Consider the following 26,096-nt stretch of genomic DNA (forward strand, 5'->3'; position numbering starts at 1 on the left):
CTGAGTATGATTCCTGATTAATGGGCTAGAATAAGCAACAATAGTCTGATTTATCTCAATGTTTTATCTAATGAGGGTTTGGGTTAGACTGAACACAAATCCCTGAAAAGTGACGTTATGCAGAATCTTAAAAAAATCGGTGCCATTGGTGGTGCTATTTCACTCGCGCTTTGTTGGCCACTTGCGGTTGGTCAAATTGGCCAGTCCATCATTGAAGATGGCATCACGAATATGGACAACGAAATGGTGCAGGGCGAGGTGGTTGATTACCAACGCGGTTATCTCTCGTCTGTGGTCTTAACTCGTTATACCGTTGTTGATCCGGAACTCAAGGCGCAGCTAATACGGGATAACATTCCGACGACATTTGACGTTACGAGCGACGTTAGTCACGGGTTAACGCGCCTTACCGCTGATTCAAAGCTAGTGGAAAGCGACATTTTGCCACTTACTATGCACAGTGAGATTCAACTCAATGGCAATAAGGCGTTTACGTTCGATCTAGATAGTTGGCATTACCGTGATGAAGCTGAGGGTATTTCGGTGTCGACCAGTCCTGCTCAAATATCAGGTAATGTAACGGTCCTGGGAGACCTCAATTATCAGGTATCGGTTCCTTATGTTCAGGCGGATTTTGTTAATGGTGATGAGCTGCATTTGAAAAACTTAACCGGTGAGGGGAAAGGGAAGCAAGTTAAGGGTTACTGGTTAGGTGAACAGGTGTTTTCACTGGAGAAACTGGATGTCGTTGATTCAGCGATGACACCCGTCTTTCTAATTGATGGTGCAACCTACAGTGGCAATACAGCCGTGGATGACGCGGGTGAGAAACTGAACAGCAAGTTTAATCTCGCCGCACAAAAAATGCGTCTGACAGATGGAACGGATGTCGACAATTTCAAGTTGGACGTTTCGATTGGTGATGTAGATAGTCAGTCGTTTGATCAAATAATGTCGATATATCAAAGTTCACCGATATTAAGTGAGCAAGAAGTCTCCGACCTGCTACCACACGTTGACACTCTGTTTAGCAAGGGCTTTAGTTTGTCTGTTAACGAGTTGTCTCTCACGTTCGGTGAAGGAAAGTTTCATAATGAGTGGCAATTGTCTGTTCCTCAAGGCACAGAAAACATTACTCAAAATCCTATGAAACTGGTCACCGTTACCAACGGCGCTCTGAGCACCTACTTCTCAGATGAATTAGTGGAGACTTATCCTTTTATCAAAGAAGGGATAGACGAGCTGTTAATCATGGAATTAATCGAAAAAGTTGAAGGTGGTTACCAACTTAAAGCAAAAATTGGTGACGGAAAATTAAAGTTTGAAAATGGCCATGAGTTTCCATTGATTGCTTTATTGATGCCCGCTCTGATGCAAAATTAGAACAAGGTTTATTCATGATATAAGTTTATTTGCCGTTTTCAGTTTAAAAAGAGGTCGTAGGACCTCTTTTCTTGTTTTTATCGCCGCAAAAACGTGATATACCCAACATATATCAAGATGAGGGAATCAGATCGCTGTTCATGGTTTTGAACTCGGCAAATAAGTTACGGTGTTCATAATCAAGCAAGTCTCTCTGAGCCACGCATATCAAGATTGTTTAGGTACATTAATTTCGACATATTTACTTAGCAGGAGCAATGAGCATCATGGAACAAAATACGGCTAACGTATTTAACTTCAGCGCAGGACCAGCAGGTCTGCCGAAAGCAGTTATGCAACAAGCACAAAAAGAACTATTGGACTGGCAAGGTCTAGGTACTTCAGTGATGGAAATCAGTCACCGAAGCAAGGAGTTCATCAAAGTTGCTGAAGAGGCTGAGCAAGACCTGCGTGACCTACTGAATATCCCAGATAATTACAAAGTGCTATTTTGCCAGGGCGGTGCTCGTGCACAGTTCGCTGCTGTTCCGTTAAACCTTTTAGGTGAAGCACAAACAGCTACGTACATCGATGGCGGTTACTGGGCAGACAGTGCCGTTGACGAAGCAAAAAAATACTGTGAACCAGATGTATTTGATGCGAAAACAGAGATTGATGGCAAATTGGCAGTACGACCAGCAAGCGAATGGAAAATTTCACCAGATGCAGCTTATGTACACTTCTGTCCAAACGAAACCATTGATGGTATCGAGATCAATGATCTGCCAGTGACGGATAAACCAATTGTTGCTGATATGTCTTCAACCATTCTGTCACGTGAAATCGACGTTTCTAAATATGGCGTGATTTACGCAGGTGCACAGAAAAATATTGGTCCATCAGGTATTTCTATTGTAATCGTTCGCGATGACTTACTTGGTATGGCTAAGCAAGCGCTGCCTAGTATTTTGGATTACACCGTTCTTGCTGAAAAAGAATCGATGTTTAATACACCACCAACTTTTGCCTGGTACCTTTCTGGCCTTGTTTTCAAATGGCTAAAAGCAGAAGGCGGCGTTAAGAGCATCGAGAAAGTTAACCGAGCTAAAGCAAAACTGCTTTACGATTTCATCGATCAATCGGACTTCTACCGTAACGGTATTCACGAAGCTAACCGTTCACTAATGAACGTACCTTTCCAGCTAGCTAAGCCAGAACTTGATAGCACTTTCCTTGAACTAGCCGATGCTAAAGGGCTTAAGTCTCTTAAAGGTCACCGCGCTGTAGGTGGTATGCGTGCATCAATCTACAATGCGATGACACTAGAGGGTGTTCAGGCGCTTGTGGACTTTATGAAAGAGTTCGAAGAAAAATACGCGTAATCTGTAAACATACAGAACGGCTTCAAAGCGTCGCACTTGCGGCGCTTTTGTTTAAATAGAAAGGGCTCATCATTAGATGAGCCCTTTGTGTATCTTTTATCTCTATAGAGACTGCAATAGTTGGAAGTAACGCCCTTGTTTTGCGATCAGTGCTTGGTGGTTACCTTGCTCAATGATTTCACCTTGCTCCATCAGGCAGATATTATCCATATTCTCCAGCTCAATGAGTCGGTGGGTAATAAAGACGACGGTCTTGTTGGCAAAATGCTGATTGAATAAGCCCATCACTTTTTGTTCTGTGCGTTTATCAAGGCCTTCGGTTGGTTCATCCAAAAGTAGGATCGGCGCATCACGCAATAACGCGCGCGCAATACCAATACGACGCTTTTCACCGCCAGACAATTGACGGCCGCCATCGCCTAACCAAGCATCTAAACCTAGATCTTCTAAAAGACCTCCCAGATCAACCTGGGTTAAAATATCGGCAAGTTTCTCGTCCGTAGCTTCAGGTGCTGCCATGAGTAAGTTGTCTCGCAGTGTCCCGTTCAGAACATCGACACGTTGGCTTACAACCGTAATTGCTGCGCGCAGTTCGGACTCACTCCAATTTTGCAGAGCTGCTCCACCGATACGAACTTCGCCCTGATTCACATCCCAGTAGCGACATAACAGTTGAATTAACGTTGATTTACCCGATCCGGTTTGACCAACAATCGCCGTTCTTGAGCCAAGAGGAAGTGATAAAGATAAATCTTTCAGCACTTTCTGCTGACCGTCTGGGTAGGCGAAGTCGATCTTATCAAACTCAATATCTAGTGGCTTATCATCACGCGTAGATTGTTCGGGAAAGACTACGTCAGGTTTTGCCAGAATGACCTCATTCAGGCGGCGAGCAGAAGTCAGTGTCTGACCTAAATACTGGAACGCACCAGCGATAGGCATCAGGATCTCGAAGCTGGCCATGGTTGCGAATGCAAAGAGCGCAATCCAAGGATCCGGAGCACGTCCTCCCACGCCATCTGCCGCGAACCATAACATCATGACGAGTGTCAGACCGTTGACCAACATCAGTAATCCCGACGCCATACCGGTGAGGTTCGCATTGACAAATTGGTTGGAAAGAAGCTGTTTTTGCTTTTCCAAAATCAAATTGCGGTAACGCTCTTCCGCACCAAAGATGCTAAGTTCGCTGTAACCTTGTAACCAGTCAAGCGTTGCGACGCGCAGTTCAGCTTTACGGTGAGTCAGATGGGCACCGTTGCTTTTGCCGAGTTTGTAGAACAGTACCGGCCATACCAGTAGCATTACGGTGAGAACTGAGCCCAGTAACAGTGCTAAGTGCCAGTCAAAGAAAGCCAGCACCACGGTTAAACTCAGGATACCGAATATACCAATGATCACCGGGCTGATAAGGCGCAGGTATACGTGATCCATCGCATCCACATCGGCCACCAAGCGGTTAAGTACGTCGGCGTCTCGCATGTTAGAAACTCTGCCCGGGATCAGCGGCGTAAGCTTCTCAAAGAAGAAAATACGTAAATCGGTCAGAAGTTTAAAGGTTGCATTGTGACTGACCACACGCTCACCCCAGCGACCAGCGGTACGCGCCATAGCGGAACCACGAACACCAGCACCCGGAAGCATGTAGTTAAAGGTCTCACGAGCAATGGTTAAGCCAGCAACGGAAGCGGCAGAAATAAACCAACCAGACAGCGTTAATAGTCCGATAGAGGCTGCAAGCGTCAGAAACGCTAGCAACATGCCTAGTGACAAACCAAACCAATGCTTTTTGTACAGTTTTAGATAAGGGAGTAAATCACGCATCTAAGTTCCCCTTGTCTGAATTTTGTTGTGCTAAGTTAGCCGCTAACATGTCTTTAAACAAACCATCCTGAGATGCGAGAGTCGTGTAATCGCCACTCTGTACAATCTGACCGTCTTGCAGGACTAAGATCTGCGAGACATTTTTCAGCGGAGCAAGTTGGTGAGTGATCATCAAATTCGTGGTCGATTGGGTATATTTACCGATACCTTCCATTACTAGCCTTTCACTACGAGCATCCAGGCTAGCCGTTGGTTCATCTAACAACCAAAAACGACCGTTTTGCAGCATCGCTCGAGAAAGAGCCAGACGTTGTGCCTGACCGACAGATAAGCCACCAGAGCGGTCAGATATTGGATAATCCAGACCGTGCATTTCAACAAACTCTGCAGCGTGGGAGTCTTTCAAAACCGTGTTGACGGCATCGTCCTGAACATTGTGCTTACCCAGAGTGACGTTGTCACGAATATTGCCGTGAAGCAACATTGGGTTTTGACCAATCCAACTGATGCTTCCACGCCATGAGGCGAGATCAAGCTGTGATAACTCGCAGCCGTTTATTTTCAAACTGCCTTGGTATGGCATAAAACCCAGAATCGTATTCACCAGACTGGTTTTACCCGCACCACTTGGGCCAACGAGAGCAGTGCTCTGGTTTGCTTCCAGAGAGAAAGACAGGGGCCCTGCAAGCTGTTTCCCTTCAGGGCTAAAGATGACGAGATCACTGGCTTCTATCTGAATCGGTACGTTTTGGTCGAGAGTTTGGTTGCCATCTTTGACCTGGTCAACGTCCAACTCAAGAAACTCAACAATGCTCTCTGCCGCACCAACCGCTTGTTGTTTCGCGTGATAGTAAGTACCTAAGTCGCGTAGAGGCTGATAAAACTCAGGCGCAAGGATAAGAATGAACAAGCCCGCGAACAGAGTGACACCCGCTCCGTAGTAGCCAAAGTTGAGTTCACCAATGTAGCTGAAGCCGAAGTAAACTGCGGTTATCGCGATTGAAATTGAAGTGAAGAACTCTAATACCGCAGAAGAAAGGAACGCGATTTTTAGCACGTCCATGGTACGAGTACGGAAAACCTCAGATGCGCCTTTCAGTGTTTCAGTTTCAGACTTGGTTCGATCAAATAGGCGAATTGTTGTCATCGCTTGCAAACGGTCATAGAAGTGACCAGACAAACGCTGCATGGCTTTGAAGTTTTTTCGGTTCGCTTCAGCTGCTTTCTTGCCCACTAATGCCATAAAAATCGGAACCAGAGGAGCGGTGATCAAGAAGATCAAACCAGCCGCCCAGTTCACCGGGAACACGACAATCAGAATAATGAAAGGGATCAATACTGACAGTGACATCTGAGGAAGATAGCGTGAGAAGAAATCTTGCATATCTTCCACTTGCTCTAAGATCAACGTTGCCCAGCTGCCTGCTGGTTTACCTTTGATATAAGCAGGCCCTAACTTATGGACTTTATCTAAGATAAGTTGACGAATATAGACTCTGATCTGTTCTCCGCAACGATAACCCGCGATTTCTCGGCCCCAAGTACAAGCTGCACGGCCGATTACGGTTCCAACTAAACCCACAAAGTGCCAAACGAGTTCACTTTTGTCGACTTGTTCGATAATCAATTGGTGAAGAATGGAGGCGAGCAGGGCTGCTTGAGCCAATAAAAACACGCTTGAAAGTACGCCCAGGCCGATCGCAATCATAAGCCAGCGCTTGGCTAACTTACTTTGTTGCTTAAGCCACTTATTCAAGCTGCTATGCTTTTTCTTATCCATTTATGAAGGCTTAATGATAATTGTTTTAATGAGGCGGTAGTATACAAAAGAAAACCCAGCGGGAATACCGCTGGGCTTTAAGGATATGACACAAATGTGGAAAGTTATTTGTCATTAAGCGCATCAAGGAAGCGTTCTGCATCCAGCGCTGCCATACAACCTGTGCCTGCTGAGGTGATGGCTTGACGGTAGTTATGATCCATCACATCACCTGCTGCGAATACGCCTTCAATACTGGTTTGAGTCGCGTTTCCTTCAAGGCCAGATTTAACGATGATATAGCCGTCTTTCATATCAAGCTGGCCTTCGAAGATTTGAGTGTTTGGCTGGTGGCCAATAGCAATAAATGCGCCCATTACTTCGATATCTTCTGTTGCACCTGTATTGACATCTTTAACACGAACGCCAGTAACACCCATGTCATCGCCTAGTACTTCATCAAGTGTGCGATCAGTATGAAGAACGATATTACCGTTTTCCACTTTGTCCATTAGGCGATTAACTAGAATCTTCTCCGCGCGGAATGAATCACGACGGTGAATCAGGTGAACTTCAGAGGCGATGTTTGAAAGGTATAGCGCTTCTTCAACGGCAGTGTTACCACCACCAACAACGGCAACCTTCTGGTTACGGTAAAAGAAGCCATCACAAGTAGCACAAGCAGAAACGCCGCGGCCTTTGAAGGCTTCTTCAGAATCGAGCCCAAGGTATTTTGCTGACGCACCTGTTGAGATGATCAATGCATCACAAGTGTACTCGCCTGAATCACCTTTAAGGCGGAAAGGGCGCTGAGTCAATTCAACGTCATTGATGTGATCGAATACGATTTCAGTTTCAAAGCGCTCTGCATGCTCTTTCATGCGATCCATCAAAGCTGGACCAGTTAAGCCTTCTGCATCGCCAGGCCAGTTTTCGACTTCTGTTGTTGTGGTCAACTGACCACCTTGTTGCATACCCGTTACAAGCACTGGGTTAAGATTGGCACGAGCAGCGTATACTGCAGCGGTGTACCCAGCAGGACCTGAACCGAGAATTAATAGTTTACAATGTTTTACGTCGCTCATTATGGCTCCAAAAGGGCTGAACATATCCAACGATTGTATGGAAATTCTTATAGCTTTAAAAGCATAAACAAGGATTGAGATCTAATAATTGGTTATAGAATAGAACTTAGCCTGAAGGCTGATGGTTTTCATTGCAGCACAAAATTCTGTTGCCAGTAGAGACCTCTAGTTTCAAATGTTGTTGAAGTTAAAATTTGAAACATGGAGCTATTTTTTGTGTCAAATGTGGTTGTTTGTCGTGTTTTTATGGTTATGTTGAAGTTATCAACGTTAAAAGGTGGTAATTGCAGAATATTTGCGTAATCTATCGTGTAAATTAAATGTTAATTCAATGTGCCTCATTCAAGGAGCAAGTGATGTTACATTCACGCGAGAATACACTGCATTTAACTCAGCTCAGCATGGCAGCAATTGAGCAACTTTCACCTTCTTTCGAAACGCTACCTCACACAGAGCATGCGGATGGTCAATACCGTTTGAGACGTTACTCTGTGGTGCGTTTTGAAAGCGGACAAGTGATCGACTTGAACAAAAACAGCTTTGTACAGTCTTCGGATATCAATCGATTCCAAGGTGATGTTATCCGTCAGTTTGAGCCCATCGAAAAGAACATTCTAAGCAGCGATGGCTTTCGGGAAATGTGTGAGTTGTTTGTCAACGCCAATCATTTAGTCAACGGTCAAGAAATCGAAATTCACCAAATCCGTATCACCGCTTTAGAAAATGAAACGCAAGTTGCGCCAGAGGGTGTGCATCAGGACGGCTTTGATCACATTGCGATGGTGGGCGTTGGTCGCCATAACATTATTGGTGGCGATATCATGTTGTACAGCAGTCATAACCAAGCGCCATTTTTCCGCAAGGTGCTAGAAAACGGTGAAGTGGCGATTCTGGCAGACAGTAAGCTGTGGCACAACGCTTGTCCTATTCGCTCAGTCATTGATGACCAAGCTGGTCATATGGATGTATTTGTTCTAACCGCGACGGATAAACGTAATGAACTTCAATCTTAATCAAATCAGACAGCAGTTTCCGGCGTTATCGCAGTATCACAATGATAAGCCAGTGACCTTTTTTGACGGACCGGGTGGTTCGCAGGTACCTCAATCTGTTCTTGATGCTATGGTAGGTTACCTCGGGTACTTTAATTCCAATTTAGGTGGACACTACTTTTCCAGCCAAACGACAGTCGACGTGATGCAAAGCGCGCGCGAATCAGCACAAGCACTATTAAATGCGCCGTCTTCTGGCAACATTGTGTTTGGCGCAAACATGACATCGCTGACTTTCCAGCTAAGCCGTGCGATCAGCCGTGATTGGCAAAAGGGCGACGAAATTATCGTATCTGCTCTGGACCATTATTCGAACGTGTCGAGCTGGCAACAGGCTGCTGAAGATAAAGGGGCGGTCGTTCATCAGGTTCGTATTAAAGAAGATGACTGCACGTTAGATCTTGAGCATCTGCAAAACCTGCTTTGTGACAAAACACGTTTGGTCGCGGTCACTTACGCTTCAAATACCACAGGCTCGATTGTCGATATAAAGAAAGTTGTGGAGATGGCACATCAAGCCGGTGCTCAGGTGTATGTGGATGCAGTGCACTACGCGCCGCACCATTTAGTCGATGTTCAGGCGCTAGGATGTGATTTCTTAGCATGTTCTGCTTACAAATTCTTCGGGCCGCATGTGGGTATTGCGTACGTTGCAGACCAATGGTTACACAGTCTTCGTCCATATAAAGTTGAACCTGCGACGAATATCGGTCCAGGTCGATTTGAAACGGGAACGCAAAGTTTTGAAGCATTGGCGGGATTGACGGCAGCGGTTGAGTATCTGGCGCAGTATGGTGAAGAAGGTTTGCCGCTACGTGAGAAACTAGAACAAAGCTATGCCGTATACACTCAGCATGAACAGCGCCTGAGTGAGCGCTTTCTGCAGAGAGTGGATCTGTTAGCCGGTGTACGTCTGTATGGTATTGATAAAGCAGATACTCAACTTCGTACGCCTACCTTTGCTTTAACGTTCGATAAATACTCACCAGAGTTTATTGCCAAGACATTGGGTGAGCACAATATTTGTGTCTGGAACGGGCACTTTTATGCGCTGGGCTTAGTTCGTCAGCTAGGATTGGAAGACAAGGGGGGTGTTGTACGAATTGGCTGCATGCATTACAACACGCTTGAAGAAATCGATATGCTATTTGATGTCATAGAAAGCATTCTGGACGCTTAGCAACCCGCATTCATCCGAAAGAAAAGCTCGAGTGTAACGCTCGAGCTTTTAGTTTCAACAAGGTATTCGCACACTCTTATGCGCTGACCTCAACTTCATAAGAGGTGAATTTACGTACGTTTATTACGCCAGTATCGAAAATCAGGTACTGACCTTTGATGCCTTGCAGTATGCCCGTCACCACAGGGTTCTTATCGAAGTTATGGGAGGTAATCTTAGTCGGGTGCTGCTGTACTGGGTAGCTCAGATCAGTAATGCTCTCACTTAACACTTCGATTGCGTCATCGCCGTATTGTTGTTTGATTTCGGCAATCTTGTCTTCCACCAAAGGAAGCAGTTCTTCAAATCTGTCCTGAAGTTCAATCGGCTCTCCATCACCCTTAAGTAACGTTCGCCAGTTGGTTTTATCAGCAATATGTTTTGCCAGCTCTACTTCGATCAATCCAGAGATATGGCGAGTTTTCACCTTGAAGATAGGTAAACCCTGTGTCGCGCCTTGGTCAATCCAGCGTGTTGGAATTTGCGTATGACGGGTGATACCAACTTTCAGGCTTGATGTGTTTGATAGATAAACAAAATGATCCACCATACAATTCTCTTCGCCCCATTGTGGCTCACGGCAAGTACCTTGATCGTAATGACAGGTCTCAGGTTTCATGATGCACATATCGCAACTTGCAAGCTTTTTCATGCAGACAAAACAGTGACCTTGCGAGTAACTCTTCTTCGTTTTCTTACCACAAGAACAGCAGAAAATATTGCCAGTGTGAGTGAGGGTTAATGTTTTACCCAAAAAAGGAGAAAGATCGATTTCTTCATCACCGACGGGAAGACGGTAACTGACGGCTCCGTCGAGAGAGGCGCGCATCTTATTTAACGTGCCTGATGCAATTAATGACATGACATTACTCATTAGTGTGTTTTTGCACAGTATATACCGAATGCAAAGTGAGGTGCAGGGGATATGCGAGAGTAGTTCAGATTTAAAAATACTTTTTCGTAATAACAAAGACTTACTTAGGTGTGAAGTGCTTCGCAATTCGGTTTGAGGCTGACGAATACTACAGTTCTGAAGCAAGATCACGTTTTATTTTAAAGGTAGAATGTATCGAAATTAAGAATTACGACAGAATTTTATTAATAACTTAGGTCATAGTGCCCATGAAAAGGATACATAAGCTCGTTTTTGCGCTTTCGATTTGCACCATCAGTTTGGTTGCACTTTATAGCGTATTGGGAGATACACGCAAGCTGGTTATTACGCCCGATAAGTTCAATATCTCTGCGACCAAAGATGCAAGTGCAGGAGGGTTGAGTGAAGCTGAACTCAGTTTTGAGAATCAGAGGCTCACCTTAAATTGCGATATAAAGGAAAGCTCATATGCATGGCCATATTGCGGAATCTCGGTCTTCACCGATGTCACTGAAGCGACAAGAGGCATCGACTTGTCTACTTATCACACCATTCGATTGAAGATAAATTATGAGCAAGCCGGGGATAAAGGCAACCCAAATAAAACCCTGAGACTGTATCTGCGAAACTACAATCCGGAGTATTCGAATCCGGATGACGAATACACGATTAAATATAATGGCATGCAGTTTTCGCCATTAAATTTTAACGGAACCATAGAAATTCCAATTAAAAATTTGCAGGTCATGACTTGGTGGTTAGCGGACAACAAAGTCCCAATAGAACATTCTGCGCCTGAATTTACCAATATCACTCGTATCGATATCGCCACTGGATCTGCCACTGGGCTCGGCAAACATAAAATCATTATCGATCAGATTGAGTTTGAAGGTGAATATCTCGCGCGCGAAACGTTGCTTTTTGTTCTGCTGTTTTCCTGGATGGCGTTAGGTTTGGCCTTTACTTTACACGAATTGCGTAAAAACAGAGTCGCTTACGAGATAGCCAAGAAGCGTCATCGCCACCTGGAAAAAGTAAACGGTACACTTCGCGCACAGAATTATGAATTTGCAGAACTTGCTCATCGTGATGCTCTAACGGGAGCGATGAACAGACACGCAGTACACCACTGGTTAGAGGAAGAGTCACTAAGGGTGTGTCATGGACAGAGTTCCTTAAGTATCCTCTATTTGGACTTAGATAAATTTAAGGCGGTAAACGACAAGTTTGGTCATCAGATGGGTGACGATATTCTGCGCGAATTTGTCATGGTAACGGCAAGCCTACTAGAATCAGATGATAGATTGGTACGCTGGGGTGGTGAAGAGTTTGTTGTGTTCTGCCCGGGCACTAACCTGGAAGACGCCGTCACAAAAGCTGAGTTTATTCGTAAGAAGGTGAGTAACCATATTTGGGTTCATGGTGAGTCGATGACCTGTAGCATTGGTGTTGCTCAAATGCAGAACGAACGGATTAGTCAAACAATGGCGAGAGCAGATGAAGTGCTTTATTTCGCGAAACGTGAGGGAAGAAATCGCGTCGAAGTGAATTATGGAGCAGCACATTTTGAAGTAAAAGAAGCTTGATAGTTAGTCGCTACTTTAGAAAGGAAAGAGGTGGCCGTTGTGGCCACCAGAAAGTAACTGCTGTGTATCGTGTTAGGGGAAACGTGAACACAAAGTACAGCAGTGTCGTTCTTACCAGAACAACCAAGCAAACAGAGTCAGTACGCCAATACAAGCAATATTCAACACAAATCCAATACGCATCATCTCTTTTTGCTGAATGTGGCCCGTACCAAATACAATCGCGTTTGGTGGTGTCGCGACTGGCAACATAAAGGCACATGAAGCAGCAACGGCGATTAATGCAGAAAGAATCACAGGCGATAATCCAAGCGCTTCTGCAATCGTAGCGAATACTGGTACTAATAGCGCAGCACTTGCGGTATTACTTGCAAATTCCGTCAAGAATACAACAAAGGTAACCACGGCAAGAATGGTAAGAAGAACACCAGCTTGTTCCAGAAAACCAGATAAGCTATGAGCCAGGAAAACACTGGTACCCGTATCTTTGAGTACGTTACTTAAACAGATACCGCCACCGAAAAGAATGAGTACACCCCAGTCCGTAGTTTTCTCTATGTCTTTCCATTCCACAGCACGCGATGCGCCTAATAGAAGAATCGCACCGATCGCTACCAGCGTATCAAATTTCGCAAATCCACCGATCATGTTATTGATTGGTGTGCTGAAGATCCACAGCGTAACGGTTAGCAAGAAAATCGCGAGCGTGACCATTTTGCTGTTTGTCCACTCGACAGGTGCGTGATCAAGTTCAAACTTGTGGCTTAAGTCCGGCTTAGTCATGACGTAAAGCACCAATACTGCTACTGGCATCAAAACTATTGAGATAGGTAAGCCTAATTCCATCCACTCAGTGAAACTTAACCCTACTTCTGCCGCTGCAATCGCGTTTGGCGGGCTACCGACCAGCGTCGCAATACCACCGATAGATGCGCTGTAAGCGATACCAAGTAATACAAACAAAAACGTGCGGTGGTTTTTACTTCCATCCAGTTTGCTCATTACCCCTAGCACCAAAGGTAACATCATTGCTGTTGTCGCCGTGTTAGAGATCCACATTGACAGTCCCGCACTCACACCAAATAGCATAAAGACCGCGACCGACATTTTGCCACGAGCCAGGAGCAACACTTTGTCTGCAATGGCTTGGTCTAACTTCTGCTTGTGCAACGCAGCTGCCAGAGCAAAACCGCCTAAGAACAAAAAGATGATCGAGTTAGAGAAGTTATTGAGTGCAGTTTGCGTGTTGAAAACGCCTAAAAACACGGCAAGCATCGGTATCAGCAAAGCGGTAATGCTTACGTGAATCGCTTCTGTAAGCCACAAAATCGCAACAAAAACTAAGATGCTGATGCCAGTTACAACTTGTGGGTCAAACGGAAGGGTATTAAACAAAATAATGAACAGCAGGATATTTGCATTCAAAATCATGCTGTTGCGAGTGAAGAACCAGTTCTTCAGTGTCACAGCGAGTGCGGTCATGGGGTATGCTCCTTATTCAGTGCCTTTTTGTCGGTTTTTTATAGCAAAGTAACTGACTTGTATTTTTTTATTGATTAAATGTTACTAGGAATGAACAAAAGAATTTTGCCTGAATCGTAGAGCAAATAAGAAAATGTGATGTTGAGAATTCGAAATGGGTAGAATGCTACCCATTGTCTTTACGGAAATGTTACTAAAGCTAAAAGTTAGATTGAATGACTACTCGACCGGGACTTGAAGAGGCTCGATAGGTTCTTTGACCGCAATGATTGGCTCTTGTGGGCCAAGGAACTTTGGTTGTGTGTCGATAATGTATAGATCGAGAAATGCTTTCACGCGAGCGAGTAACTCACGCATACGCATAGATGCTTGCTGTTGCTGTGTCACAGGACCAGCAACAGCAAGGCATTGTGCGTCAATGTGGTAAGCGTGTGCGATAAACAGAGCACGTTCACAATGGAAGCGCTGGGTCACAATGAGAAAACGCTCTGAAGCAAAGATTTTTTTTGCTCGTACGATAGAGTCTAAGGTTCGGAACCCTGCGTAATCGAGGTGAATAAACGCTTCTGGTACACCTGCTTTGAGTAAATCGCGCTTCATTGTCCAGGGCTCATTGTAGGAACGATGGGCATTGTCACCACTTAAGAGAAACTGTTTTACTTTCCCTTGATTATAAAGTTCGATAGCCGCATTAATGCGCTGTGTGTAATAGGTGTTCAGCGTCTTTCCAATATATTTACTGGTGCCAAGCACAACAGCAACTTCATGCTGTGGAATGTTTTCGTAGTCAGTAAAAATGTTCTCTTTGGCTTGCAGCACCACCCATCGATCGATGGCAATAACAGAAACAAGAAGGCCAAGTACGGCGATCGACAAAATCAAAGCGAGTCGCTTCCATGAAAATTTGAGCATCCACTTTGACTTCATACGAGAAAACAACAAAACGATTCTTATCCTTAATTAAAGTGTATGCCTCATCATATCTGATAGCAGTAAAAAGAGAGAAGTCCATTTGTGCCAAAATATGGTCAGGATGATAAAAAAACGCTTAAAAAACAAAAGCCCCTATAGTGTAGGGGCTAATTATTATGCAAATGGCTTTAATTTTAGAACGCTGTTCGCTTGTAGCGGCGGTAAACTGGCTGCCAGAATGCTTGGTCAATCGCATCGTTGAGTGCTTCATCAGTGATTTCCAACGCGACACCCTGTTCGATGGCTTTTTTCGCAACGGAAAACGCAATTTTCTTCGACACTAAGTGAATTTCTTCTAGTGGCGGTAAAAGTGCACCACGGCCATTGATAGCAAGAGGAGAGCAAGTTGCCAGTGCGCGACTTGATACCATAAGCATTTCATCAGTCACTCGTTTAGCGTTAACAGCGAGTACACCCAGGCCTATACCCGGGAAGATGTAGCTGTTGTTACATTGAGCAATAGGGTAAGTTTTGCCTTCGTGGACCACAGGATCAAACGGGCTGCCTGTCGCGACCAATGCTTCACCGTTTGTCCAGCGAATGATATCACTTGGTGTTGCTTCTACTCGGCTGGTTGGGTTTGACAGAGGGAACACGATTGGACGCTTACAGTGTTTGTGCATCTCTTCGATCACTTCTTGGCTAAATAAACCAGGAGCACCCGATACGCCAACAAGTACTGTTGGTTGAGCATGACGCATGACATCCAGTAACGAGAAACCATGGCCTTCGGTTTCCCATTCTTTAGTATTGTCGTGCTTTTGTACTAAGCGTTGTTGGAAATCAAGCAGGTTAGGCATACCTTCTTGCAGCAGACCCCAGCGGTCAACCATGTAAACTTGCGAACGTGCCTGCGTATCAGAAATACCTTCCGATACCATCTGAGCAATGATTGCTTCAGCGATACCACAACCTGCAGAGCCTGCACCCAAGAACGTAATACGTTGTTGAGAAAGTTGTGTACCCGCTGCTTTACATGCTGCAAGCAGTGAGCCAACAGTTACCGCTGCAGTGCCCTGGATGTCATCATTGAAGCAGCAAATGCGGTTCTTGTAACGCTCTAGAAGTGGCATGGCATTTTTCTGCGCAAAATCTTCAAACTGAATCAACGCATCAGGCCAGCGGCGTTGTACTGCCTGAATGAATTCTTCAACAAATGCATCGTATTCTGGACCAGTGATACGAGGATGACGCCAACCCATATACATTGGATCTGCTAAACGTTGCGGATTGTTCGTACCTACATCCAATACGATTGGTAGTGTGTATGCCGGGCTGATACCACCACAAGCCGTATATAGAGAAAGCTTACCGATAGGAATTCCCATGCCGCCGATACCTTGGTCACCCAAGCCGAGGATACGCTCACCGTCAGTTACCACGATCACTTTTACGTTGTGGTTTGCTGCATTGTTTAGCAAATCGTCGATGCGATCACGGTTAGGGTAAGAGATGAACAGGCCACGACCACGACGGTAGATGTTCGAGAAGTTTTCACATGCCGCACCAACGGTTGGCGTGTAGATGATCGGCATCATCTCAGTGATGTGGTTTTGTACTAAACGGTAGTACAGGGTTTCATTAGTATCTTGAATGTTACGCAGATAAATGTGCTTATCCATATCACTTTCGAAACCTTTGTATTGCTGATAAGCACGTTCTACTTGTTCTTGGATGGTTTCAGTGGCTTCAGGTAGCAAGCCCTCTAAGTTGAATGAACTGCGTTCTTCAGCAGAAAAAGCACTGCCTTTGTTCAAAAGAGGGGTTGCCATAAGTGCTGGTCCCGCATACGGAATATATAGCGGGCGTTTATCGTTGTTCATTGGGTGCCTTATGTAGGGTTGAAGGATGCGCCGCAAATAGTAACGGTTTCAGCGATTGCTTGTAAACATTCGTTGATACACATCAAAGTAATGTCGTAAAAAAACTTGACGACCGATGGAAATATCGCCATTAAAACAAGTGCAATGAAAGCAGGAAGGTTTTACTTGGGTATAATGCTCGACATCATCAAATAAAAATTCAATTTCAACTCTTATGTCACAACTACCTATCGATAGTCTAAAAGCCGAGTTTGACCTGCATTTGAAAAGCTGCCATCTGGTGGTCGAAGCGGAAACCGGATCGGGTAAGTCGACTCGCTTACCGCTTTGGGCGGCACAACACGGACGCGTTTTAGTCATCGAACCACGTCGAATCGCTTGTACGTCATTAGCAGAGTATCTTGCAGAGCTGTCGGGGTCTCCAATCGGTGGAAAAATTGGGTACGCGATAAAGCTCCACGCGTATTTCGATGAGAACACGGAAGTGGTATTTGTGACACCAGGTGTTGCACTGCGATGGTTTGCAGAAGATAAGCTGGCGAACTTTGACATCGTCATGGTTGACGAATACCACGAACGCCGTTGGGACATCGATCTTCTAACCTCTCTGTTAAAACAGGAAAACCGACATCGCCTGATCGTTACCTCTGCCACGCTAGAAGGTGAAAAGCTTGCGCGTTATTTGCAGGCTGTGCGTTTGTGTTCAGAAGGGCGCTGTTTCCCGGTTACGGTCACACATCGAAGCCTTGACAGCCGTTACCTGCCAAATAAAAAAGGCTGTGAAAATGACGTTGTGCGGGCGGTGAATGAAGCTTTAGAGGACGAAGAAGGCGATATACTGGTATTTCTGCCGGGTCGTAAAGAGATCACTCAATGTGCCCAGATGCTGCAAAAGTCAGATGATGTGCTGGTAGTCAAACTTCACGCTTCCGTAAGTGATGACGATCGACATCGTGCATTGACGATTCAAAAGCAGCGCAAAATCGTGCTTGCGACCAATGTTGCTGAGACCTCTTTAACAATCCCAAATATCCGAGTGGTCATTGATAGTGGCTTGGAGCGCCGAACTGTACAGCGTAATGGGCGCACTGCTCTGACACTCTGTCACATTTCCAAAGCCAGTGCCGCACAACGCATGGGGCGTGCTGGTCGAGTAGCAGCAGGAACATGTATCCGGTTATATGGCGAACATGCGCCTTTAGAGTTGGTTACGCCGCCAGAGCTTCACAGAGAAGAGTTAGTGGAGCCTATGTTAGCGGCGGCTTGCTGTGGACACCGACTATCAGAACTGGCCTTTTTGGACTCTATCCCAGAAAAATCACTTAGTTTGGCGCTTGAAACCTTACAGGCGATGGATGCCATTGATGCAGATGGAAAGATCACTGAACACGGCAAAAAAATATACCCATTGCCGATTGATGCACTGTTTGCTGATCTGGTTACCCGTATCCAAACCAGACCAGAAAGAGAAGCGATGATCGACTTAGCTGCAGCGCTTTCAGTGCCGGCTCAGTTATATCAATTGACAAGTGGTGAAGCGGCAGAAGCATTGGTACTAGAAGAACCAGCCGGGTGTGATGCTTCGTTACTGATTCGTTTGGTTCGCGGAGAACGATTGCCCGGTGTAAGTGTCGATTCTGCGGTGTTGGTAGAGGCACAAGGACTCGCGCAACAAATGCGTGAGTTGTTTGAGCTGCCTCAACTGGACGTGGCATCCAGATACAAACGAGAGGCTCTGAGCAAAGCGATTGCGGCCCTTCATCCAGAGTTAGTGTTTGTGCGCAGGGAGCGTCGCAGAGAGGCGTTGGGTAATGGCAGTCTGGAAATGGTTGTCGGACGCAACAGTCGCTTCCCTGCGAAAGAAGAAGCGGCCATTGTGTTAGACAGTCATAGTGTGCCGGGCAGGGGAGTGAAACAGACACTGAATCTCGCGTCAGTCATGATGCCAATCCCATTAGCGTTCATTGATGAGCTCAAGCTGGGCGATTGGCAACAAGGCGATACCAATTACGATGAAGAGGCTCTACGAGCAAGCATGAATTTGGTATACGCTGGTCGTACTGTGATGACTGAATATCAGGCTCTTCAAGGTGACGTTGCCATACTGCCGATTATCGATCTGATTGAGAACGAAAGCTTACTGCCGGGTTTTGCCCCGTTACGAAAACAGCAGATTCAACATTGGAAATTGTATAACGCGCTTGGACTTAATAAGCAAACTGCCGATCTTAGCGTAACGGAGTCACTGACGTTTTCAGGTTGGTTAACAGAGCAACTTAAAACACTGGGTGTGGAATGCGTGTCTGATATTGAGCTATTTGAGGCAGATGACTTACCTTTCGACGGGATCCCTGAGTGGGAATATGAAGAGTTTGCAGAAAAATACCCGCTGAAGTTATTTCTGGCTGAGCTCAAGCTGGATGTCGAGTACTTTGCTACCCGCAAGCTTGTTCACGTAATTTATAGCGAAGGCAGTCGAAAGGGCGATCCAAAGCGCTGGGAGCTACCTCGCTGGTCAGGCTGGAAAGTGCAATACAAAAAAGCCAGTCGCGTCATTGATGTGAAATAGACGAGTTCCAGACCCAATTGAGTCAATGTTATTAGTGTTATGAATGGGTGTTTATTTTGTATCCATTTATTGAATGTTTGTGTTCGTATTTATTTTACTTTCGAAATATTAATCAATTGGTTGCTTATATAGAAAAGCTGTACATTACTTGTTACGAGGCTGGTTTTAATATTTCCTTTTGCATATAAATTTGGGCATAAAAGATTAATCTTTTATATCCCATTGCTATATCAAAATAGTTGAACGATATTTGCTGTATCTCAATTCGAATCTCGGAGCATAGAGTGAATCAACAAAAGAAAACATGCATTGAATTCGACTACACCAGCTTCTTAGGGGCGACAGCAAGTAAGAAGTGGACCTTCTTGGAGGCATTTGCCACGATTGCTCCGATGTTTGGTTTGATGTGGAAAAAAAACCTCGCTGAATTGCGTCAGCCTGAAGATCGATTATGGGATGCGGCGTTAAAAGCGTTGTCATCACGTCATAGTGATGAGTCCAATCTGGTCCAGTTAACGCAGATTGCAAAAGACGAGGGTATCGATGAACTGCGTGTTGTCATGCCATATTCGCTGGACGCAAAACAGATTGAGTACATCGAATCTCGAAGCCACATGAAAGTGGATACGGCCGAACAAGACATACTTAATATAAAACTATAACTCTGTAAATTTGACGCCTATTAGCTGCGTTAGTTATTTCAGATATTAGAGCGATCACTGTGTGGGTCGCTTTTTTATTGCGCCGGCAACTTTATTACTCCTAACTCCTCACAACCTTCATCTAAGAGACCATCTTCTCAGAGCAATTCTCATTTTTATAAAATCTACGGAATATAGAGTTTTAATACTAACCGTAAGGGATTTGTCACACATAGCAATGCAAATGTCACAACTAGCTTCTAACTTATTATTTTGGAGTAAACGATTTGACCTGAGTATCAATCGTGTACGTTATAAATAATAACGCTTATGAACCAACAAGATAGGTAATTTTGTGCTCCTCCGAGTCAGTTGGGAATAAAGTAATAAACAAAAAGGAAGTGAGTATGTCTTTGTCTCGTCGAGATTTTATGAAAGTTGCCTCTTCAACCGCGGTTGCGACCGGATTGATCGGTTGTGGCAGCGATAGTTCTGAATCGGTAGTGGTTACTTTTGATTATGGTGTCGCCAGTGGTGACCCGACTCAAACTCAAGTTATCATTTGGACACGTGTCACTACTGAAAGCAGTTATGTGGATGTCGCTTGGCAAGTCGCTTCGGACGCAGATTTTTCGAATCTGGTGCAAAGTGGTGTCTTTAGTACAGACACAAGTCGGGACTTTACAGTAAAAGTCGACGTTCAAAACCTTAGCCCTAATGCTCATTATTACTATCGATTTATGGTCGGTGAAACAATAAGTGGCGTGGGAGAAACCAATACGTTACCTGATGACAACGTAGAGCAAGCCTCAATGGCCGTTGTTTCGTGCGCGAATTATCCGGCTGGATATTTCAATGTATATCGCGAAATTTTAAATCAGCACGAAGAAACGGCATTTGATGTGGTCGTTCACTTAGGTGATTACATCTATGAATATGGCGCTGGTGGCTATGCCAGCGAAGACGCTGAAACATTAGACCGAGTCGCTAGTAAAGGGACAGAGTGCATCACTTTAGACGATTACCGAAAACGATATGCTCAGTACCGCCAGGATGCCGATCTTCAGGCTTTGCATGCGAAGTTGCCAATGATTGCCGTATGGGATGATCATGAACTTGCCAATGATGCATGGAAAGAGGGCGCTGAGAACCATCAAGAAGACGAAGGTAGCTTTTCTGCACGTCGTGCTGCCGCTGCTGCTGCATGGTTAGAGTGGTTGCCGGTAAGAGAAAATAGCTATTCTAGTATGTTGATTTGCCGTCAGTTTTCTTTTGGTAACTTAGTGAACTTGATGATGCTCGACACACGCTTAGTTGGCCGCGATGAACCTTTGGATTATTTTTCATTGAGCGAACCAAGCATGGAGGCAATTGCAGGCTTATTAGCCGAGTCTCGTAGTGTGGACAGAGAATTGTTGGGTACCGATCAGCTTGCTTGGTTGATAAATGGGTTCACAGCTCAAGATGCGCAATGGAATGTACTGGGCCAACAAGTTCTGATGGCTAAAATGGAGTTACCGAGCTCTGTCATGACAGCGATGTTCCAACTTTTCACTGCAACAGAAGAACAGCAAGCAGCGGCTTTGCTGGCAGTGAACACAGCAATTACCAATTATCTGTCTGATCCAAGTTCCGATCCCATTTCGTTGCCTTATAACCTGGATGCTTGGGATGGTTATTACGTCGAGCGAGAAAAAGTTTATCAGTTAGCTAAATCAAGCAGCGGTCATTTTGTGTGTTTAGCGGGTGATACGCACAATGCTTGGGCGAGCGAGTTACATGACATTTCTGGGGATCCGATAGGTGTTGAGTTTGCAACAAGTTCAGTCAGTTCTCCAGGCTTAGAAGAGTATTTGGCAATGGATCCAGCCGTGATTGCGCAGATGGAATTCACTTTGCCGAATTTAGTTTCAGAGTTGCAGTGGACAGATATAAAACAACGTGGCTTTATGCGAGTGACGTTTACGCCTGATAGTGCGCAATCCACCTGGTATTTCGTGTCTACCATCAAAGAGACAGAATATCAGGTCACCACAAAATCGGTGTCGACGACCGACGGTATCACGTTAAACATTGCCTAGCCTGATGAATGGGCAGATATAAAAAAGTCCGCTCAACGCGGACTTTTGCTATCAGATCAGTTCTGAGGAATATCGAAAGCGTTAGTCGATCAGTCCATATTCTTTATTTAGAATGTCGATGATCTCGGCTTTCGGGTTTTCGCTCAGAACAATTGGCTTACCAATAATCTTTTCTGCGATGCCCAGGTAAGTTTTTGAAATGTCCATCAAAGACTCAACAGGCAGTTCATTGTCACGAGCAAGCGCTTCACGCTCAGGCATGCGCTCTTTATTCAGCAAAATATCTGGGTCAGGGAAGTGGTTTAACAGGAACTGACGGAAACCTTCTTTCGAGTTTTCGACGATATTACCTGCTTGGTATTCTTTAGCATCCCAAATACGAGAAGAATCTGGCGTGCCCACTTCATCCATGTAAATCAGTTTTTCATTACCAGCAGCATCTTGGACATAGCCGAACTCGAATTTAGTATCTACGAAGATCTGGTCAATCGCTTCTAGCGCACTGCTGATAACGTTAAAGCCTTCTTTCAATAGCTTTTCATACAGTGCGATGTCTTCTGCGCTAGAGAAGTTAAATGCTTCAAAGTTATCCACGATATTTTGGCGAGTGATGTTAACGTCATCCGCTTCTGGTACGCCCGGAATCCCTTTCAAAATGCCTTTTGTAGAAGGTGTCATCAACAATTCTGGGAGCGCTTTGTCTTTTTCAAGACCTTCAGGCAGCTGAATTCCACAGAACTCGCGCTCACCGTTTGCATATGCACGCCACATTGAGCCTGTGATGTATTTACGGCAAATTGCTTCGATTTTAACTGGTTTTGCTTTTTGTACGATCCAAACAAACGGGTGAGGAATATCTAAAATGTGGCTGTCAGCCAAGCCGTTGTCTTTAAAAAGCTTAAACCAATGGTTAGAGATCGCGTTTAATGCAGCGCCTTTACCTGGCACACCTTTAAGACCACCTTCACCATGCCAAATACAATCAAAAGCAGAAATACGATCGCTGATCACCATGATCGCCAGAGGTGCGTCTGGAGCTACGTCGTATCCTTTTTCTTTGATAAGGCGGGCGCTGTCTTCTTCAGTTAACCAGTAAACTGAACGAACTTTACCACTGTGAACAGGTTTGTGAGTGCGAATTGGCAGGTCGTCATTGACGGCAAGTACTTGATTAGCAAGGCTCATTGCGACATTCCTATTATCTGAATCAAACGTCATAAAGAGAAGATATTCAGCGAAAATTAACAGCTGAATAAATCGAATGTGGGCATCATACCAGAACTATTTTAACTCGCCAGAGAAAAAGCAAACGTTTGCTTGATTTATGAATTATCTAAGCTGAAGGTGAAAAAGTGCCCCCAGTTAAAGGAGGCGAGATGCAGGATGGGTAACGTCGATCTTGTTAGTGATACTGGTTTACTCTGCCTTCGACGAAAAAGACTTCACATTGATAGCGCTGACCAATGTCACGCAACATGGATTGATTCAGTGGCGCTATGTCATTAGAGGCGACGACTGCACTGGCGTTACCAGAACGAATCGCTTTAATTACAATTTGAACTTCAGAAAGCTGTTGAGAAGGCTTCATCTGAATGACGTTTTTACAGCAAATATTGAAAGCAGTGAGCTGGTCAAAATTGGGACGAGGACACTCGGAAGTAAATAAGATCCACTGTTTCTGCTGTGAAAGCACAGCCAGCTTAGACAGAAGCTGATCAGAAACGTCCATAGGTTGAGTAGCTTGTGCGAGTACATTGTAACGTGAATATGTTTGAGTTTGACCGTGTATCTGCATCTTACTGTTCCTTTATACATGCTGTATGCTTATACAGTAGTTTGTTTTCGATGACCGATCAACTTGTTTTTATATAAATTATGGCGACAACTGTTCTATTTAGAGTTGGAGTTTTTATTAACCTATTGATATTAATTGGTTTATTTTGAGTCTTGATATGTATGGTACGGAGTGCAAAATGTGAGGTGAACCGCAGTATTTAAACGGTATGCACCGAGAGTAATACTGTAAGTACAGCATGGGTTGGGGGGTTATACAGTGCTTTTTCGAAACGTATACAGGTGATTGGCATTGACTGGCGCGCGAGATCGTATTGATAGCAAGTAGGAGTAGGCGAAAAAATACGACAAAAAAGCGCCTTTGTTAAAGGCGCTTTGATAGGATCAGTTCCGTTGACTTGCTCTTTTACTCAACTTTTTCTTTTGCTCAACGGGTGCGTTGAGTCATTCGCTGAAGCATTTGTAATTCACCTTGATTGAACAGGCGAACATCGATTTTCGCCATGTCATAACAAGAACGGCATGAGTGATGATGTTTTCCATCCAAATAGTCATGACGTGTGATAAGAGCCGTTTTTTTACACCAGTCGCAGGTGCCTTCTACAGTGAACATTATTTCTCCCCACCTAGAATAGTTTGAATTTTTAGGTGCTATTTTTCGCAAAGCATTATGACATAAATAAGAGATAGAAGTTAAATGTCTGTTAACTGATTTGAGAGGGAAATCGATTGCAGGTCACTATTTATAGGGGCTAAAAGACGATCGGCTTTGACTGTTCTGCTAAGTTTACGGTTTTGTAACATTTTGTTAGGTGTATTTTCACGCCTGCTTGATTAGGTTGTGGCATGTCGTCTTTAACGCAGTTTTACCGTTTGAGGTTTATGAGGCGTGTGGCAGAAGGGTGAGTGATTAAGCTAAAACTCATAATGAGGGTTTGAAAAGTATTGAAACATCAGGCCAGGAAGTTATTTCTAGGCCTGAATCGTTATCTTACCGTGCTGTTAGATCACTTAAGAGGCAAAATTTGAATTTCTACACGGCGGTTACAGGCGCGACCTTCTGCCGTTTGGTTCGAACAAAGAGGGTTACGTTCGCCGTAGCCGCGAGCAATGGCGCGACCTGGTGCAACATTTTGCTGAACAAGGAATTGTCGTACCGATTCTGCACGGTTTTCAGATAGAGCCTGGTTGTGTGTGTCACTGCCGGTACTGTCGGTGTATCCATCAATGACTAAGCTTGTATCTGGGTATTCGACCAGGATTCGGGCAACACCACGTAGTGTGTTGTGGATTCCATAATCAAGTTGGTATGAATCTGTAGCAAAACCGATACCATTTTCCATTCGAAGTAGAAGTTGGTTTTCACCAACACGCTGTACCTGTACGCCAGAATTTAGCAACTCTTTGCGTAAGGCAGCTTCTTGCTTGTCAAAGTAGTAACCGATACCTGCACCTGTTGCGCCACCAGCAGCTGCACCAATCAGTGCACGTTGACGACGTTCTTTTGCATTATCCCCAGTCGCCAAACCGATAGCGGCACCGGCAACAGCACCTGTTAGAGCGCCCAGAGTGGTTGAGTTAGTTTCGTATTCACCAGTAGTGGCGTTTTGGCGTTGTGTGGCCTCACAGCCAGTTAGAGCTAGCACTAACGCAAGTGCAATAGACAGCTTTTTCAAGGGAAAATCTCCGTATAAAAGTGACGTGAAACGCTGCTTTAAAGTTAGATTATCAAGCAACTGCCAGTAATGTTTGTTAGGTGAAAGTAAGATGGCAGCAGAAAATTGTAAGAATTCTCTTACTTAATAAGGCATAAGGGTGATATGGCCAAATAATCTTGAGGAGTTTGCTACGCAGTTAAAGTTATTTGACCATTTTGAGACATTTATTCTGAGTGATTTCCGAGCATTTTTCGTGCTTGTTCGCCACCGACCCCGCGGCTGACGGAAACTTTGCGACCTTTTTTCAAACCGACTTCATAGTCTGCAGTCAGGTTTTTCATCGCTTCTCTAAGTTGCTTTTTAAAGGTTTCTCTGTCGATGTTTTTGAATTCTTTATCGATATAGTCGTTGATTTTGTTTGCCGACTCTTCATCAGGAGAAATAACAGGCAATTTTTCGATCGCGCCTTCTACCCAGCCAGAAACAAACGAGTTTACGCGACGAGTAACTTCCAGTGACGAGGTGCCACTGCCAGCGAAACTATTGCGGAACTGACCAGTACTTTCGTTCATTTCACGATAGATGATATCGAAAGCGAACGCGGCGAAAATTGCCCGATCAGCTTCACCGATAAATTCGACACGTTTTAGCCCTTTGTGATTCAGCAAAACTGCTTCAACCCCGAATTTGGTGTTGATGCCACGAATCACGCGCAAGATTGTAGAACCTATGTTTGCTGGTAGAAGATGGGAGGATTGTGTTTTTCCCATCTTGATGAACTCAATATCATCTTTATCCAGACCATATTTAAGCATCAAACGGTGCGCCATCTTGATGGCATTTGCAGCCTCATTGACGTTAGCAGAGTTACCCAGTTCTAAACACTTGGCGATTTTTTTCAGAGCTTTTTGTTTATCCATCGACAGCCAGTAA

General features: G+C 44.7%; 20 protein-coding genes. 8 read left to right on the plus strand and 12 right to left on the minus strand.

Going from position 1 to position 26,096, the window contains the following annotated elements; translation table 11 throughout:
• The first annotated feature begins 117 nt into the window (after window positions 1-117).
• Complete coding sequence (locus ACWYU8_RS11710) at window positions 118-1,383, plus strand: DUF945 family protein (RefSeq protein ID WP_457519746.1); 1,266 nt, start codon at window positions 118-120, stop codon at window positions 1,381-1,383.
• Between the two features lie 257 nt (window positions 1,384-1,640).
• Entirely contained in the window at window positions 1,641-2,744 is a 1,104-nt protein-coding gene (gene serC / locus ACWYU8_RS11715; RefSeq protein WP_457519747.1) for a 3-phosphoserine/phosphohydroxythreonine transaminase, read from the plus strand.
• A 102-nt stretch (window positions 2,745-2,846) separates the two neighbouring features.
• Here serC and cydC read toward each other — a convergent pair whose 3' ends face one another.
• The 3 genes from cydC to trxB form a co-directional block, all read right to left on the minus strand.
• Complete coding sequence (cydC, locus tag ACWYU8_RS11720; RefSeq protein ID WP_457519748.1) at window positions 2,847-4,568, minus strand: heme ABC transporter ATP-binding protein/permease CydC; 1,722 nt, start codon at window positions 4,566-4,568, stop codon at window positions 2,847-2,849.
• The gene (gene cydD, locus ACWYU8_RS11725) at window positions 4,561-6,348 is read right to left on the minus strand and encodes a heme ABC transporter permease/ATP-binding protein CydD (protein WP_457519749.1); all 1,788 of its coding nucleotides are present in this window, start codon (window positions 6,346-6,348) and stop codon (window positions 4,561-4,563) included. The genes cydC and cydD overlap by 8 nt, the downstream gene beginning before the upstream one ends.
• A 104-nt stretch (window positions 6,349-6,452) precedes the next feature.
• On the minus strand, window positions 6,453-7,412 hold the full coding sequence (gene trxB / locus ACWYU8_RS11730; protein WP_457519750.1) for a thioredoxin-disulfide reductase: 960 nt from the start codon (window positions 7,410-7,412) through the stop codon (window positions 6,453-6,455).
• A 356-nt stretch (window positions 7,413-7,768) separates the two neighbouring features.
• Between trxB and ACWYU8_RS11735 the strand changes: the two genes are divergently transcribed.
• A complete protein-coding gene (locus ACWYU8_RS11735) occupies window positions 7,769-8,425 on the plus strand; it encodes a 2OG-Fe dioxygenase family protein (protein WP_457519751.1) in 657 nt (218 codons plus the stop codon).
• Entirely contained in the window at window positions 8,409-9,644 is a 1,236-nt protein-coding gene (locus tag ACWYU8_RS11740; RefSeq protein ID WP_457519752.1) for a cysteine desulfurase-like protein, read from the plus strand. The genes ACWYU8_RS11735 and ACWYU8_RS11740 overlap by 17 nt, the downstream gene beginning before the upstream one ends.
• Window positions 9,645-9,720: 76 nt before the next feature.
• Here the strand turns inward: ACWYU8_RS11740 and ACWYU8_RS11745 are convergent, their stop codons facing one another.
• The gene (locus tag ACWYU8_RS11745) at window positions 9,721-10,545 is read right to left on the minus strand and encodes a DUF2797 domain-containing protein (RefSeq protein WP_457519753.1); all 825 of its coding nucleotides are present in this window, start codon (window positions 10,543-10,545) and stop codon (window positions 9,721-9,723) included.
• A 260-nt stretch (window positions 10,546-10,805) separates the two neighbouring features.
• Between ACWYU8_RS11745 and ACWYU8_RS11750 the strand changes: the two genes are divergently transcribed.
• A complete protein-coding gene (locus ACWYU8_RS11750; RefSeq protein WP_457519754.1) occupies window positions 10,806-12,143 on the plus strand; it encodes a GGDEF domain-containing protein in 1,338 nt (445 codons plus the stop codon).
• Between the two features lie 111 nt (window positions 12,144-12,254).
• Here ACWYU8_RS11750 and ACWYU8_RS11755 read toward each other — a convergent pair whose 3' ends face one another.
• The 3 genes from ACWYU8_RS11755 to ACWYU8_RS11765 form a co-directional block, all read right to left on the minus strand.
• On the minus strand, window positions 12,255-13,625 hold the full coding sequence (locus ACWYU8_RS11755) for an SLC13 family permease (protein WP_457519755.1): 1,371 nt from the start codon (window positions 13,623-13,625) through the stop codon (window positions 12,255-12,257).
• 219 nt (window positions 13,626-13,844) lie between these two features.
• On the minus strand, window positions 13,845-14,567 hold the full coding sequence (locus ACWYU8_RS11760; protein WP_457519756.1) for a SanA/YdcF family protein: 723 nt from the start codon (window positions 14,565-14,567) through the stop codon (window positions 13,845-13,847).
• A gap of 164 nt (window positions 14,568-14,731) precedes the next feature.
• Window positions 14,732-16,420: an NAD-dependent malic enzyme gene (locus ACWYU8_RS11765; RefSeq protein WP_457519757.1), complete on the minus strand. Its 1,689-nt coding sequence runs from the start codon at window positions 16,418-16,420 to the stop codon at window positions 14,732-14,734.
• A 214-nt stretch (window positions 16,421-16,634) separates the two neighbouring features.
• On the opposite strand from ACWYU8_RS11765, the gene ACWYU8_RS11770 reads away from it, so the two are divergent.
• From ACWYU8_RS11770 to ACWYU8_RS11780, 3 genes are all read left to right on the plus strand, one after another.
• Window positions 16,635-18,989, plus strand: coding sequence for a helicase-related protein (locus tag ACWYU8_RS11770; protein WP_457519758.1), 2,355 nt, complete (start codon window positions 16,635-16,637; stop codon window positions 18,987-18,989).
• 284 nt (window positions 18,990-19,273) lie between these two features.
• The gene (locus ACWYU8_RS11775; protein WP_457519759.1) at window positions 19,274-19,651 is read left to right on the plus strand and encodes a transporter; all 378 of its coding nucleotides are present in this window, start codon (window positions 19,274-19,276) and stop codon (window positions 19,649-19,651) included.
• A gap of 386 nt (window positions 19,652-20,037) precedes the next feature.
• Complete coding sequence (locus tag ACWYU8_RS11780; protein WP_457519760.1) at window positions 20,038-21,711, plus strand: alkaline phosphatase D family protein; 1,674 nt, start codon at window positions 20,038-20,040, stop codon at window positions 21,709-21,711.
• 81 nt (window positions 21,712-21,792) lie between these two features.
• Here ACWYU8_RS11780 and ACWYU8_RS11785 read toward each other — a convergent pair whose 3' ends face one another.
• The 5 genes from ACWYU8_RS11785 to ACWYU8_RS11805 all read right to left on the minus strand — a co-directional run bounded on the left by ACWYU8_RS11785 (window position 21,793) and on the right by ACWYU8_RS11805 (window position 26,083).
• Entirely contained in the window at window positions 21,793-22,896 is a 1,104-nt protein-coding gene (locus ACWYU8_RS11785) for a phosphoribosylaminoimidazolesuccinocarboxamide synthase (protein ID WP_457519761.1), read from the minus strand.
• 217 nt (window positions 22,897-23,113) lie between these two features.
• Entirely contained in the window at window positions 23,114-23,506 is a 393-nt protein-coding gene (locus ACWYU8_RS11790) for a SulA-like leucine-rich domain-containing protein (protein WP_457519762.1), read from the minus strand.
• A gap of 426 nt (window positions 23,507-23,932) precedes the next feature.
• Window positions 23,933-24,118, minus strand: a complete 186-nt coding sequence (locus ACWYU8_RS11795) for a hypothetical protein (RefSeq protein ID WP_457519763.1) — start codon at window positions 24,116-24,118, stop codon at window positions 23,933-23,935.
• A 394-nt stretch (window positions 24,119-24,512) separates the two neighbouring features.
• The gene (locus ACWYU8_RS11800; protein ID WP_457519764.1) at window positions 24,513-25,181 is read right to left on the minus strand and encodes an OmpA family protein; all 669 of its coding nucleotides are present in this window, start codon (window positions 25,179-25,181) and stop codon (window positions 24,513-24,515) included.
• A 206-nt stretch (window positions 25,182-25,387) separates the two neighbouring features.
• Window positions 25,388-26,083 (minus strand): DUF2786 domain-containing protein, encoded by a 696-nt coding sequence (locus ACWYU8_RS11805; protein ID WP_457519765.1) that lies wholly within the window; start codon window positions 26,081-26,083, stop codon window positions 25,388-25,390.
• Window positions 26,084-26,096: the final 13 nt, after the last annotated feature.

The sequence above is a fragment of the Vibrio limimangrovi genome, assembly GCF_054064025.1.

Coding starts and splice junctions, on each gene's coding strand:
- ACWYU8_RS11710 (WP_457519746.1), top strand. CDS start 118: ATGCAGAATCTTAAAAAAATCGGTGCCATTGGTGGTGCTATTTCACTC.
- serC (WP_457519747.1), top strand. CDS start 1,641: ATGAGCATCATGGAACAAAATACGGCTAACGTATTTAACTTCAGCGCA.
- cydC (WP_457519748.1), bottom strand. CDS start 4,568: ATGCGTGATTTACTCCCTTATCTAAAACTGTACAAAAAGCATTGGTTT.
- cydD (WP_457519749.1), bottom strand. CDS start 6,348: ATGGATAAGAAAAAGCATAGCAGCTTGAATAAGTGGCTTAAGCAACAA.
- trxB (WP_457519750.1), bottom strand. CDS start 7,412: ATGAGCGACGTAAAACATTGTAAACTATTAATTCTCGGTTCAGGTCCT.
- ACWYU8_RS11735 (WP_457519751.1), top strand. CDS start 7,769: ATGTTACATTCACGCGAGAATACACTGCATTTAACTCAGCTCAGCATG.
- ACWYU8_RS11740 (WP_457519752.1), top strand. CDS start 8,409: ATGAACTTCAATCTTAATCAAATCAGACAGCAGTTTCCGGCGTTATCG.
- ACWYU8_RS11745 (WP_457519753.1), bottom strand. CDS start 10,545: ATGTCATTAATTGCATCAGGCACGTTAAATAAGATGCGCGCCTCTCTC.
- ACWYU8_RS11750 (WP_457519754.1), top strand. CDS start 10,806: ATGAAAAGGATACATAAGCTCGTTTTTGCGCTTTCGATTTGCACCATC.
- ACWYU8_RS11755 (WP_457519755.1), bottom strand. CDS start 13,625: ATGACCGCACTCGCTGTGACACTGAAGAACTGGTTCTTCACTCGCAAC.
- ACWYU8_RS11765 (WP_457519757.1), bottom strand. CDS start 16,420: ATGAACAACGATAAACGCCCGCTATATATTCCGTATGCGGGACCAGCA.
- ACWYU8_RS11770 (WP_457519758.1), top strand. CDS start 16,635: ATGTCACAACTACCTATCGATAGTCTAAAAGCCGAGTTTGACCTGCAT.
- ACWYU8_RS11780 (WP_457519760.1), top strand. CDS start 20,038: ATGTCTTTGTCTCGTCGAGATTTTATGAAAGTTGCCTCTTCAACCGCG.
- ACWYU8_RS11785 (WP_457519761.1), bottom strand. CDS start 22,896: ATGAGCCTTGCTAATCAAGTACTTGCCGTCAATGACGACCTGCCAATT.
- ACWYU8_RS11790 (WP_457519762.1), bottom strand. CDS start 23,506: ATGCAGATACACGGTCAAACTCAAACATATTCACGTTACAATGTACTC.
- ACWYU8_RS11795 (WP_457519763.1), bottom strand. CDS start 24,118: ATGTTCACTGTAGAAGGCACCTGCGACTGGTGTAAAAAAACGGCTCTT.
- ACWYU8_RS11805 (WP_457519765.1), bottom strand. CDS start 26,083: ATGGATAAACAAAAAGCTCTGAAAAAAATCGCCAAGTGTTTAGAACTG.